We start from the raw sequence: 12,277 nt of genomic DNA, 5'->3' as shown, positions 1-12,277 counted from the left end.
GAGTCACTTACATCCGCACAGCGATCCCATTGGCATCCAGCTCTCGCTTGACTTCCATCGGCGTCACACTGGTGAAGTGGAAAATGCTGGCGGCAGCCACCGCAGAGACATGTGCTTCGCGGAAGACTTCAGAAAAATGCTCGGGCTTGCCCGCACCGCTGGCGGCCACCACGGGAATTGAAACGACGTCAGTGACCGACTTGATCAGTTCGATGTCATATCCCTGCATGCTGCCGTCGCGGTCGATGCTGTTGAGAAGAATCTCTCCGGCACCCAGAGCCTCGGCTTCGCGCGCCCACTGTGCCGGCGTCTTGCCGGTCGGCTGCTTGCCGCCATGGGTATAGACTTCATAGCTCCCCGGACCAACCTGCTTGGCATCGATGGACACCACGCAGCACTGGGCGCCAAACTCGCGTGCGATATCCGAAATCAGTTTCGGGTTCTCAACGGCGGAACTGTTGACAGCCACCTTGTCAGCCCCTGCACGCAGGATCTTGCGAACCTGCTCGACCTCTGTGATGCCACCGCCGATGGTCAGGGGCATAAAGCACTCGCCCGAGATATCACGGATGATATCGAGGTTGGGCCCACGCTTCTCGACAGTTGCGCGAATATCCAGCAGAACCAGCTCATCGACACCGCGACTCTCATAGACGCGGCAGATGGTGATGGGGTTTCCCAAGGTTCGATAGGTACTGAAGTTGATGCTCTTGACGACGTTATAGCCGGTGAGCAGCACTAGCGGCAGGACTCGATGTTTAAGCATCTTGGATAAATTTCTTCAGAACATGAATACCGTTGGCCAGGCTCTTTTCCGGATGGAACTGGGTGCCGTAGACGTTCTCCCACTGGACTGCAGCAGTCACTTTTTCGTCGCCATAGAGGCAATGGCTGACCTGTACCTCGGCAGGCAGGCCAGTCATATGGAAGCTATGCACAAAATAGAAATGCGGCGACAACGGCAATCCCTGGAACAATTTCATTCCATCAAGGCTCTCCAGGTTGTTCCACCCCATATGCGGCAGTACCTTGCACTTGGAGATATCGAGCTGGCTCACTTGAGCAGGCAGCAAACCCAGTCCTGGGAAATCGCCGTTCTCAAAACCGCGATCGGCGAAAAGCTGCATGCCCATGCAGAACCCCAGAATAGGGATCTTCTTGTGCAGCACTGCTTCGCGAATCGGATCAGTCAGGCCATGGCTTTGCAACGCTGCCGAACCTGCGCCAAAAGCACCCACGCCCGGAAAAATCAGCTTGGACGCAGACAGGATGTCGGCCGCATTGCTTGTCAGCTTCGGCACACCTCCGGCTTTCTTCAGCGCCTTGAGGACGCTGGCCAGGTTGCCGATGCCGACATCGATGACGGTGATATCGTGACTCACTCTTCGAATCCGTAGTCAAGCTTGATCAGGTCACCTTGTTCATCACGAATGAAATTGCCGTCTTCGTCGCGCTTGAAAATGTAGGGATTGGTGAAGCGATTCATCGTTTCCATGAACTCATCCATCGTGCAACCGATGAACTTCAGGTAGTCGGGCAAATACTTGTGCGGAATCTTTCCTTCCCATTCCTTGGCCAAACGCAGTCCCTCATCGCGCGTGATGCGGCCGAAGCGAATGTCAATGCAAGCGTTATCGGTGGCGCGACCATAACCATATTTCACGAACTTCATGTAGTCGTGCAGGCCACCTACCCACTTGCAATCCAGGTTTTCGTAGTCGGTATAGGTACCTTCAACCGGACCTCCCGGATTGTGGTGCCAGCCCAACTTGGTCATCAATTCCATGTTGGCGCGACCATCCCACTTGGTGAAATAGCCAAGGAACAGCCCGGTCACGCCCACGCGATGCAGATCCTCATCGCTCGGATACTGCCAGGCTTTGAGTTCGCGCATGTCAAAACCGTCATGGACCAGATCGGAGATACGATAGCCAAGCATCTGATACTCCTCCAGCCAGCGTCGATCGAGCACCTGGGCTTCACGAGCATGGGCAGGACCGCCATATTCGAGCTGGGAATTCTCCCCCCAGATGATCAGAGGAATATTGAACTGAACAGCGATCTGGACCGGTGTGGTGAAGATACCGATGTGCTCAGGCCAGCAGCAATCGCCCAGCTTGTGGAACCCAATCTTGGACATCTCGCGATACACCTCGCGATTTGCGCCGATCTGGATCAGGTCGAACCCCAGGTCGCGCAAGAATTCCAGATTCTTGTGGCCGACCTCGGTCATCTCGCAGGGCGTGAAATTGACGCACAGCGGCGTCATGCCGTACTTGTGCTTCATCGTGTAGGCCTGGTAGCAGCTGTCCTTGCCGCCGCTAACAGGAATGATGCAATCCCACTTGCTGCCATCACCGCGATAACGGTCGAGAATCTCCCGGAACTGGCGATCTCGGGCGTCCCAATCAATTTCCGCATGTTTCTTGTCCGAAGACAGGCAGGCGTCGCAAACGCCTTCATCGTTGAACACGATCTCGGGCCGGGTATCCGGCATCACACAACGTTTGCAGTAACGCATATCAGTACTTGATTCTCTTTAAGTGTCGAAAGTGGGGAAACTAGAATTTCAAAGCAAGTTCTCGGCGGTCACCGGCTCACCGTAGCGCACAGCCTGCCTGACGCGACGCCCGATCAACTCGGGCAGGTGCTTGGGAGCCATACCGTAACCGGGGCGCACGCTGCGAATCGCCTCGGCCGTAATAACCTGCCCAGCTTCCAGGTCCTGTACGAAATACAGTGAACGCCTGAACTGCACATTGCCTCGCTCGCTGGCCTTACGGCCATAGTCGATGCCGCCCATGGCCTTCCATGCAGTCTTTGTGTCACGGCACAAAGCGACCAGGTCGGCGGGTTCCAGCGAGAAACTGTCGTCCGGACCACCACCATTGCGATCCAGAGTGAAATGCTTCTCGATGATGCAACTCCCCATGGCGACACTGGTCACGGCGGTGGTGTTATCCAGCGTATGATCGGAAAGGCCAACCAGGGTGCCGAATCGCTCGCGCATATCGGCGATGGTCCGCAGGTTATAGTCCTCGGCGGGAGCCGGGTAGCCGCTCACACAATGCAACAACACCAGCTCCTGACAACCGCCACTGCGAGCCGCATCGACCGCTTCTGCGATCTCGGTTTCGTCAGCCATGCCTGTCGAGATGATCATCGGCTTGCCCTTGCTGGCTACGTAGCGGATCAGCGGCAGGTCAATCGCCTCGAAAGAGGCGATCTTATAGGCCGGTGCGCCCAGCGACTCAAGCAGGTCGGCTGCGGTATGGTCGAACGGGGAACTGAAAATGGTAATGCCCAACTGGCGGGCATGGTCGAACAGTTCCTTGTGCCACTCCCAGGGTGTGTGCGCCTGTTCATAGAGCTCGTAGAGCGAACGGCCGTCCCATAGCCCACCCTTGATGTGGAACTCCGGACGATCGACATCGAGCGTGATGGTGTCGGCACGATAGGTCTGCAGCTTGACCGCGTCAGCTCCCGCCTGCTTGGCCTGGGTGATGATACGCAGCGCCGTCTCGAGACTGCCGTTGTGGTTGGCCGACAGCTCCGCAATGATATACGGCGACTGATCAGGGCCGATCTTGCGGCCGTCAATAGTGATGTAGTCCTGTTTCATGTCTGACTTCCTTGTCGTTCTTTCCATGCCTCACGGCCAAGCACATACTTGCGTACACCGTTCAGGGTCCTGCCAGCGACGATCTTCTCGGCAATCACCTCTTCCAGTACAAATCCGAGGCGCTCGTGAAATTTTTGCGAGACACTGTTCTCGGCCAGGACCTCGCCCCAAATCCGTTGCAATGCAAGCTCCTCGAATGCGTAAGCGACGGCGCAGGCGCCCAGTTCTCGTCCGGTCCCACGCGCCGCATCCGGAGCCAGGTAAAACCCCCAGTAGGCTTGCCCGGGAGCATCTTCCAGCAAGTTGACGAAACCAGCCGCCCGCCCCGCCTGTTCAAAAACTAGCAGATGACGCCGGGTATCCTTCGCGGCGCCGGCAAACCAGCGTGAATGCTCTTCAAGGCTGATCTCGGTCTGGTTGTACATATGCCGGCGCACCTCCGGATGATTGCGCCAAGACAACACCATTTCAAGGTCAGCCTGATTCATCGGGCGCAATACCGAACTACCATGCGGCGCCGTCATCATGCATGCCCCAGCATCATCGCGTCAGCCAGGCGTGCCGCACCATTTCCACCGACCAATGCTGCGGCACGCACCGACATTTTCGCCAGCATGGCAGGCTCTGCAGAGAACGCAGCTACCGTGCTAGCCAACTCCCCGGCCAGGGCTGCATCATTGACCAGCATGCACGCAACGCCGCTTTGCCCCAGTTTAGCGCCGATCTCGGCCTGGTTCGCAGCCAATACAAGCATCAGGGTTGGCACGCCAAGACAGCAACGCTCCCAGGCCGATGTACCAGCCGCGCCAATCGCAAGATCACATCCAGCCAGCAGTTCGGCCATGTTGTGGGCGTTCACATGCAACTGCACATTGGCAGCGAGAGTGGCTATCAGACCTCGGATATCATCTATCCATGGCGAACTACCGCCCAGCACCACATCAATATCGATACCGCCTTGCGCGGCCACTTCATCTAAAGCCAGCAGCACCGTGCGCGTCACGTTGTCCCGATCCACGCCGCCCAGGCTGATCAGGATGCGTTGCAAGCTTGCTTGCTTGCGCCGCGCAAGGCTAGGAGCACGCCAGAGATCGAATTCGGGGCGCAGCAGAACATGCTCGACGCCACACAACAAGACACACTCTGCGTTGACCCATGGTCGATAGTCGCCCGCATCCCGCATGAAGGTCTGATCCAGCAGCAAATCGGCGACATGCTCCCGGTTGACCAAATCATCAATGGCCAGCAACTTGCCGTAATACCCCTTCAAGGATAGCTCCCAGGGAGCACCCAGAGCGTAGTGGTCCACCACCAGCCAATCCAGAGGAGCCACTGTCGCCAGGTTGGTGGCAGTTTCGCGAGCATCCTGCTCCTGGCTCACACCCAGCCAGCGTCGATATTCGTCCTGCTCCGCCACTGCTGGCCCAGCGACCACTGCTGGTAGCGGCATCACCCGAAACCCATCAGCAGTGATCATGTCGCACAAATGACCTGCGTGCATCCGCGACACGAAATAGCATTGCGCTCCCCGCTCCCGCAAGACACGAGCCAGCGTGAGACAGCGCATCACATGCCCCGATCCGATGTCCAGCGACGCATCCACCCGGAAGGCGACGCGCGTGGCGGCCTTGACGCTCATCAGGAATGCCCACCCTGGCGCCAGGCGGCGAACATCAGAACCGCACGCTCCCAGTCTTCAGAAGTGTCGATATCCTGCACGCGATGGCGCGGCATCATCACCGGAACCGAGTGGTCAGCATAAATTGCCTGTGCCGCGACCCAGGCATCACGGGTGCCCCAATAGAACTGTCCGCAATCGTGATAGGCCTCCTCCAGATCCTGCGAGCGAGTCTCTGCGTAGCGATGGTCAAACATATCGATCCGGCCTGCCGCAGTCAGCTTCAGTGCTCGCTGAATTGGAAAAGAATACGTAGTCACCGAGAATGCATAGGTGGCGCCGGTATCCTGCAAGCGTTTCAGTCCACGCGCCAAGTCAACACCCTCGACGAAGGGAGCCGTTGCATAAAGGCAGCAGACCTCGTCGACGACTACGCCCATCTCCATCAGGCTGTTGACAGCATGCTGCACCACCGCTGTGGTACCTGCATGGTCATCGGCCAATGCAGCCGGCCTCATGAACGGTACTTCGGCACCGTGGGCAATAGCGACACTGGCGATCTCGGGATCGTCTGTGGAGACCACTACCTTATCGATACATCCAGATCGCAAGGCTGCCTCGATCGACCATGCCAACATGGGTTTGCCGCAAAAATCGCGAATATTCTTGCGCGGAATTCTCTTGCTTCCTCCTCGGGCAGGAATGACGGCAATTCTCATGTCAGCGCTTTCCTCAACGCCTCCACCACGGCATCTTGCTGTTGCTCGGTGAGGGTGGCATACATCGGCAGGCTGATGGTACGCGCGTAGTAGTCGTTGGAATGCGGGAAACTGCCATCTCCGTAGCCTACCTTCGCCCCCAGTCGGGCGTAATGGGGCTGCGTATGCACGGGAATATAGTGCACGTTGACGCCGATACCCTGCTCGCGCAGGGAGGCAAACACTGCAGCGCGTCCGCCGGCGACACCATCGCGCAGACGCACGACATAGAGATGGAAGGCGGAATAACCATACGACGCCTGGCCAGGCAGATCCAACGGCAGGTCTTGCAAAAGACGATCGTAACGCTGCGCCAGCTCATGTCGACGTGCCACATAAGCATCCAGACGATCGAGTTGGCTCAGCCCGAGAGCCGCCTGGATTTCCGTAAGGCGATAGTTGTAGCCCAGGTCGATCTGCTGGTAGTACCAGGCACCATCGGATGCATGGCTCATCTCGCTACTGTCACGGGTAATGCCGTGGCTACGGAACATGCCCATGCGACGCGCCAACTGCTCGTCGTTGGTCATGGCCATACCACCCTCGGCGGTAGTAATGATCTTCACCGGATGGAAACTGAAGACAGTAATGTCGCTATAACGACAGTCACCAATGGCCTTGCCCTGATATTTCCCGCCGATGGCGTGGGATGCATCCTCGATCACACGGACACCATATTTGCGCGCCAGGGTAGCAATGGCCTCCATGTCGCATGACTGTCCGGTCATATGCACCGGCACCAGCACCTTGGGCAGGCGACCGGCAACCTTGGCAGCCTCCAACTTGGCAGCCAGAGCCTGTACGCTCATGTTGAATGTATCCGGATCCACATCAACAAAGTCAACCTGTGCGCCACAGTAGAGGGCGCAATTCGCGGACGCGACGAAGGTAATCGGAGAGGTCCAGAGCCAGTCTCCCGGACCCAGGCCCAACGCTAGGCAGGCAACATGCAAGGCCGAGGTGGCGCTATTGACCGCAACGCCGAAACGGGCGCCGCAATAATTCGCTACTGCCTGTTCGAAGCGCGGCACACAAGGCCCCTGCGTCAGAAAGTCTGACCGCAACACCTCCGTAACGGCGTCGATGTCAGCTTGCAGCATTTCCTGGCGGCCATACGGTATCATCATCGGTTCCTTGCTTGTTCAGATCTTGCCGATCTTTTCGGCGTTGGTATCAATCCAGGCACGCAACTGTTCTACGCTCATCCACTCCTGATTGTTATCGCTGGAATAGACGAAGCCTTCTGGCACGCGCTTGCCATCCGCGATACGGGCAGCATCCGAGCTCCAGTCGTGAATGGCCGGCAGAATCTTGAAATGCTCAGCGTACTCGTAGGTGTAGAGCGCATCTTCTGGGCTGATCATCTGCTCGTGCAGCTTCTCACCCGGACGAATGCCAACGACCTTCTGCTCGGCCTCCGGCGCCACTGCCGTGGCGATATCGCCAATGCGCATTGACGGGATCTTCTTGACATAGATCTCACCACCGACCATATCCTCGAAAGCGTGCCAGACAAGTTCGACACCTTGCTCCAGGGAGATCATGAACCGTGTCATGCGGGTGTCGGTCACCGGCAGCGAACCAGATTCGCGAATGGACATGAAGAACGGGATCACCGAACCACGCGAGCCCATCACATTGCCATACCGGACCACTGCAAAGCGCGAGCCATGCGAGCCGGAATAGGAGTTACCGGCGATGAACAGCTTATCGGACGCCAACTTGGTCGCACCATAAAGGTTGACGGGGCTGCTGGCCTTGTCTGTGGACAACGCAACCACTCGCTTGACGCCGCGATCGATACACGCATCGATCAGGTTCATCGCGCCATTGATATTGGTCTTGACACACTCAAAGGGATTGTATTCTGCCGTGGGCACGATCTTGGTGGCTGCAGCATGCACCACATAATCCACACCATCGAGCGCTCGATACAGGCGCTCGCGATCACGGACGTCGCCAATGAAGAACCGCACGCGCGGATCATGGCTGTAAAGTTTTGCCATCTCCCATTGCTTCATTTCGTCGCGCGAGTAGATGATGACCTTCTTGGGGTTGTACTTGGCCAAGGTCATGGGGACGAACGTGTGTCCGAAGGAACCGGTACCTCCGGTAACGAGAATAGTCGAGTTATTGAGCATAGCGTTACTTAGTGAATCTGTTGATGATCGTGCAGACTTGGTGAATCTGATCCGCAGTGTGGCCAACCGAGATGGGCAGACTCAACTCGGTGCGGTGCAACTCGTCGGAGATAGGGTACTCCCCGGAGAGGATTCCCTTCATCGCCTCCTGCCTATGTGGCGACAACGGATAATGGATTTCGGTCTTGACCCCATGTTCCAGCAAAAAATCGCGCAAGGCATCGCGCTGTGGATGACGAATTCCGTAGATATGGAACACATCGAATTCATCCTCCCGACGTACTGGACGCGTAATGAAGTCGGGTAATTCCGAGAAGTAAATGTCGGCCAGCGCGCGCTTGTGGACAGTCATGTCGTCCAGATGGCGTAACTTGACTCGAAGCATGGCCGCTTGAAGTTCATCAAGGCGAGAATTGATGCCAACATAGCGGTTCACATACTTCTTGCGCGATCCGTAGTTGCGCAAATGGCGCAGGCGCTCAGCAAGTTCCTCGTCATCCGTGACCACTGCTCCGGCGTCACCGATAGCTCCCAGGTTCTTGGTTGGATAGAAACTGAAACAGCCCGCATCGCCAAACGTGCCCGTCGTCTTTCCCGCAAACCTGGCCCCATGGGACTGCGCACAATCCTCCACCAGCTTGAGGCCATGCTCCCTGGCAAATGAGGTGATGTCATCCATGCGACAAGACTTGCCGAACATGTGAGTAATACAGATCGCGCGCGTAGCAGCAGTCAACGCAGCTTCCAGGCGGGCCGGATCAATATTGAATGTCGCAGGATCGGGCTCGACCAACACCGGTCTGTGGCCAGCACGCAAAATCGCCAGGATCGTGGCGATATAGGTATTGGAGGCTACCAGCACATCGCTACCGGCAGGCAGAGCCAGTGCTTCCAACGAAAGAATCAGTGCATCCAGGCCATTGGCAACGCCGATGCAATGACGCGAACCGGTGTAGGCAGCGAATTCGGCCTCGAAGGCTTCTACCTCGCTACCAAGCACGTACCAGCCACTACGAATGACTCGCGTCGCGGCCTGCTCGAGTTCGGACATAAAGGTCGCATTCGAGTTAGCCAGGCTTTCATATTCAATCATTGACGCCCCGCTCGTAAGGTGTGTCGATATATTCGCTGCGGTCATAGGTATGAGACGACATCACCAGCAGGACGGCGCCCGCGCCAAATGTCATGGTGTGCCAATCCTTCGGCTCGACCAGCAGACACTGCCCGGGATTGCTCAACTCCACGGTCTCTTCGGTAATGCCGTCATTCATGTAGATGGAAACCTTGCCGTTCAAGGCAACCAGCGCCTGACGGGTGTGAGAATGCCGGTGTCCGCCACGAGTCTGGTCATCGGCTCCGTAGATCCAGTAGGTCCGCACTACCTGAAAGGGCAGTGCAGCCTCAAGTACTGTCAGTGAACCGCGCTCATCGGAAAACGTAGGCAGGCTGAGCATCGTGAAATGCGACATGGCTTACTCCTTGTAATCCATTGCCTTGTATCCATGTTTCTTGATGAGTTCGTCGCGCTGCGCGGCCTTCAGGTCTTCACGCGCCATCTCGGCGACCAGCTCGGCAAACGAAGTCTGAGGTTGCCAGCCAAGCTTCTGCTTGGCCTTGGTCGCATCACCGAGCAAGGTTTCCACCTCGGCAGGACGGAAGTACTTGGGATCAACGGCAACGATGCAACGACCTTGCTCGTCGTAACCCTTTTCCTCCAGGCCACTGCCCTCCCAGCGTATCTTGATCTGCAATTCACGCGCTGCCGCGTCGACAAAATCCCGCACGCTGTATTGCACGCCAGTAGCAATGACGAAGTCTTCCGGCTGTTCCTGCTGGAGCATCAACCATTGCATCTCAACGTAGTCACGTGCGTGCCCCCAATCGCGTCGGGCATCAAGATTGCCCAGATACAGGCGCTCCTGCAATCCCAGCTTGATACGTGCAAGGGCTCGCGTGATCTTGCGCGTCACAAAGGTTTCACCACGATTCGGGCTTTCGTGATTGAACAGAATGCCATTGCAGGCATAGATACCGTAGGCTTCACGATAGTTGACCGTAATCCAGTATGCATAGAGCTTGGCAACAGCATACGGACTGCGTGGATAGAAGGGCGTGGTCTCCTTTTGCGGCATTTCCTGGACCAAACCATACAACTCGCTGGTGCTAGCCTGGTAGAACCGGGTCTTTTTTTCGAAACCGAGAATTCGAATAGCCTCGAGAATTCGCAATGCACCAAGAGCATCGGAATTGGCCGTATATTCCGGCTCTTCGAAACTGACCGCAACGTGACTTTGTGCTGCCAGGTTGTAAATCTCATCAGGCTGAGTCTGCTGGATGATGCGAATCAGGCTGGAGCTATCGGTCAAGTCACCATGATGCAGGAAGAACCGCACCCCATCTTCGTGACGATCACGATAAAGATGGTCGATCCGATCCGTATTGAACAGACTGGTGCGGCGCTTGATGCCATGGACGATATACCCCTTGTCCAGCAGAAATTCAGCGAGATAGGCGCCGTCCTGGCCGGTAACGCCGGTAATTAATGCAACTTTTTGGGAGTGGCTCATGATTGTAGTAGTTGTCGTGTGTCTGTCATTCAACCCAGACGCGTGGCTGAGCGCAAGAAATCCTGATACGCAAGTGCGAGGCCATGACGCAGATCCACGCGTGCCTGCCAGCCAAGTGCGTTCAGTCGGGCGCTGTTCATGAGCTTGCGGGGAGTTCCGTCGGGCTTGCTGGCATCGAAAACGATTTTCCCTCGATAGCCCACCACCGCAGCAACAGATTCCGCCAACTCACGGATACTCACGTCATCTCCGTAACCCACATTGATATGGCTGAGCATGGGTTGCGTGTGCTGGTCATAGACACCCTTGTCCAGCGCCATGACATGCAGGCAAGCCGCCGCCATGTCATCCACATAAAGGAACTCACGGCGCGGTGTTCCGCTACCCCACACCATCACGTCTGGGGCTTCGTTGACCATAGCCTCATGAAAACGACGTATCAACGCCGGAATCACATGGGAATTTTCGGGGTGATAGTTATCCCCCGGACCATACAGATTGGTTGGCATGACGCTGCGGTAGTCGATGCCATGCTCCGTACCGAACTGACGATTGTAGCTTTCACATAACTTGATCCCCGCGATCTTGGCAATCGCATATGGCTCATTGGTCGCCTCCAGCGTTCCCGTCAGCAAGGCAGACTCACTCATCGGCTGCTCGGCCAACTTTGGATAGATACAACTCGATCCAAGGAAAAGCAGTCGCTTGACACCCGCACGAAACGCCGACTCGATCACATTGGCCTGAATCATCAGGTTGGCGTAAATAAAATCGGCTGGATAGACGTTGTTGGCATGAATCCCCCCGACCTTGGCTGCAGCCAGATACACCTGATCAGGTCGTTCCCGCTCGAAAAATGCACGTGTTGCCGCCTGATCAGTCAGATCAAGCTCCGCCCGACTCCGGGTGATGAGCGAACGCTCATGATGCCCGGCTGCAAGCAGGGCGCGTCGAATTGCAGAGCCGACCATACCCCCATGGCCGGCAATGAAGATCCTTGGAACAATAGCGTTCATTGCTTAATTTCCACACCTTTAGCCGGATCTGACAGATCCGCCTTGAGTTGTTCTATTTCCTCACGCAAAGTTTCGTATTCAACAACTTTTCGCCGGAGAAATTCTGCTGTCATCCTCGATTTCTGACTAATCCCAGTGGGCGTAAGCAGATAGATATAGCCAAGCTTGTGCTCGCTACGACTGAAGTTCTGCATCTTGACCCAGCCCTTTTCCACCAGTGCCTGGAAGCAATAGTTAACGCTCCCAAGGCTGATACCCAACTCCCGGGCAAGCGCCCGCTGGCTTACTTCAGGCGTCTGATGCAAACGACGCAGCACCTGAAATTGGATCTCTTCCTGAAAGTCAGCCATTTTAACCGTCGGTTAGGGTGAAGAAATGCGAGTTTTCAATGGGACCATCGCCCCGCAAGACATGGTGACCACCAAAAAAACGACCCTGAACATGAATTCAGGGCCGTTCATACAATGAACGTATTGTGCCATAGCATCACTGGCAACCGCACAATCCTCACTAAAATTTGTTTAGGCACCTGCAACAGCGTCGCATGACTCGAAT

14 protein-coding genes are annotated in these 12,277 nt (G+C 56.3%); all 14 read right to left on the bottom strand.

Going from position 1 to position 12,277, the window contains the following annotated elements:
* Positions 1 to 7: 7 nt before the first annotated feature.
* From hisF to ACIPHN_RS09305, 14 genes are read right to left on the bottom strand one after another with little or no spacing between them, the layout of a single operon-like run.
* A complete protein-coding gene (gene hisF / locus ACIPHN_RS09370; RefSeq protein WP_400435522.1) occupies positions 8 to 766 on the bottom strand; it encodes an imidazole glycerol phosphate synthase subunit HisF in 759 nt (252 codons plus the stop codon).
* Positions 759 to 1,382, bottom strand: a complete 624-nt coding sequence (gene hisH / locus ACIPHN_RS09365) for an imidazole glycerol phosphate synthase subunit HisH (protein ID WP_400435520.1) — start codon at positions 1,380 to 1,382, stop codon at positions 759 to 761. The genes hisF and hisH overlap by 8 nt, the downstream gene beginning before the upstream one ends.
* Positions 1,379 to 2,521 carry an N-acetyl sugar amidotransferase gene (locus ACIPHN_RS09360; RefSeq protein ID WP_400435518.1) on the bottom strand — a complete coding sequence of 381 codons (1,143 nt, stop codon included), beginning with the start codon at positions 2,519 to 2,521 and terminating at the stop codon, positions 1,379 to 1,381. Before ACIPHN_RS09360 ends, hisH begins: the two co-directional genes overlap by 4 nt.
* A 48-nt stretch (positions 2,522 to 2,569) precedes the next feature.
* On the bottom strand, positions 2,570 to 3,622 hold the full coding sequence (gene pseI, locus ACIPHN_RS09355; RefSeq protein ID WP_400435516.1) for a pseudaminic acid synthase: 1,053 nt from the start codon (positions 3,620 to 3,622) through the stop codon (positions 2,570 to 2,572).
* Positions 3,619 to 4,149, bottom strand: a complete 531-nt coding sequence (gene pseH / locus ACIPHN_RS09350) for a UDP-4-amino-4,6-dideoxy-N-acetyl-beta-L-altrosamine N-acetyltransferase (protein ID WP_400435514.1) — start codon at positions 4,147 to 4,149, stop codon at positions 3,619 to 3,621. Before pseH ends, pseI begins: the two co-directional genes overlap by 4 nt.
* Complete coding sequence (pseG, locus tag ACIPHN_RS09345; RefSeq protein ID WP_400435512.1) at positions 4,146 to 5,261, bottom strand: UDP-2,4-diacetamido-2,4,6-trideoxy-beta-L-altropyranose hydrolase; 1,116 nt, start codon at positions 5,259 to 5,261, stop codon at positions 4,146 to 4,148. The genes pseH and pseG overlap by 4 nt, the downstream gene beginning before the upstream one ends.
* Positions 5,261 to 5,959 (bottom strand): pseudaminic acid cytidylyltransferase, encoded by a 699-nt coding sequence (gene pseF / locus ACIPHN_RS09340; RefSeq protein WP_400435510.1) that lies wholly within the window; start codon positions 5,957 to 5,959, stop codon positions 5,261 to 5,263. Before pseF ends, pseG begins: the two co-directional genes overlap by 1 nt.
* Complete coding sequence (gene pseC, locus ACIPHN_RS09335; RefSeq protein ID WP_400435701.1) at positions 5,956 to 7,122, bottom strand: UDP-4-amino-4,6-dideoxy-N-acetyl-beta-L-altrosamine transaminase; 1,167 nt, start codon at positions 7,120 to 7,122, stop codon at positions 5,956 to 5,958. The genes pseF and pseC overlap by 4 nt, the downstream gene beginning before the upstream one ends.
* Positions 7,123 to 7,140: 18 nt before the next feature.
* The gene (gene pseB / locus ACIPHN_RS09330; RefSeq protein ID WP_400435508.1) at positions 7,141 to 8,139 is read right to left on the bottom strand and encodes a UDP-N-acetylglucosamine 4,6-dehydratase (inverting); all 999 of its coding nucleotides are present in this window, start codon (positions 8,137 to 8,139) and stop codon (positions 7,141 to 7,143) included.
* A gap of 4 nt (positions 8,140 to 8,143) precedes the next feature.
* Positions 8,144 to 9,232, bottom strand: coding sequence for a DegT/DnrJ/EryC1/StrS family aminotransferase (locus tag ACIPHN_RS09325; protein WP_400435506.1), 1,089 nt, complete (start codon positions 9,230 to 9,232; stop codon positions 8,144 to 8,146).
* Entirely contained in the window at positions 9,225 to 9,608 is a 384-nt protein-coding gene (locus ACIPHN_RS09320; RefSeq protein WP_400435504.1) for a sugar 3,4-ketoisomerase, read from the bottom strand. The genes ACIPHN_RS09325 and ACIPHN_RS09320 overlap by 8 nt, the downstream gene beginning before the upstream one ends.
* Positions 9,609 to 9,611: 3 nt before the next feature.
* A complete protein-coding gene (gene gmd, locus ACIPHN_RS09315) occupies positions 9,612 to 10,706 on the bottom strand; it encodes a GDP-mannose 4,6-dehydratase (RefSeq protein ID WP_400435502.1) in 1,095 nt (364 codons plus the stop codon).
* 29 nt (positions 10,707 to 10,735) lie between these two features.
* Positions 10,736 to 11,722: a GDP-L-fucose synthase family protein gene (locus ACIPHN_RS09310; protein WP_400435500.1), complete on the bottom strand. Its 987-nt coding sequence runs from the start codon at positions 11,720 to 11,722 to the stop codon at positions 10,736 to 10,738.
* Positions 11,719 to 12,072, bottom strand: coding sequence for a MarR family EPS-associated transcriptional regulator (locus ACIPHN_RS09305; protein ID WP_400435498.1), 354 nt, complete (start codon positions 12,070 to 12,072; stop codon positions 11,719 to 11,721). Before ACIPHN_RS09305 ends, ACIPHN_RS09310 begins: the two co-directional genes overlap by 4 nt.
* Positions 12,073 to 12,277: the final 205 nt, after the last annotated feature.

It is taken from the genome of Herbaspirillum sp. NPDC087042, from assembly GCF_044745245.1.
GTDB lineage: Bacteria > Pseudomonadota > Gammaproteobacteria > Burkholderiales > Burkholderiaceae_D > Herbaspirillum.
The sequence above is the reverse complement of the archived record's forward strand: the minus strand, read 5'-3'. Positions and strand labels throughout refer to the sequence as shown.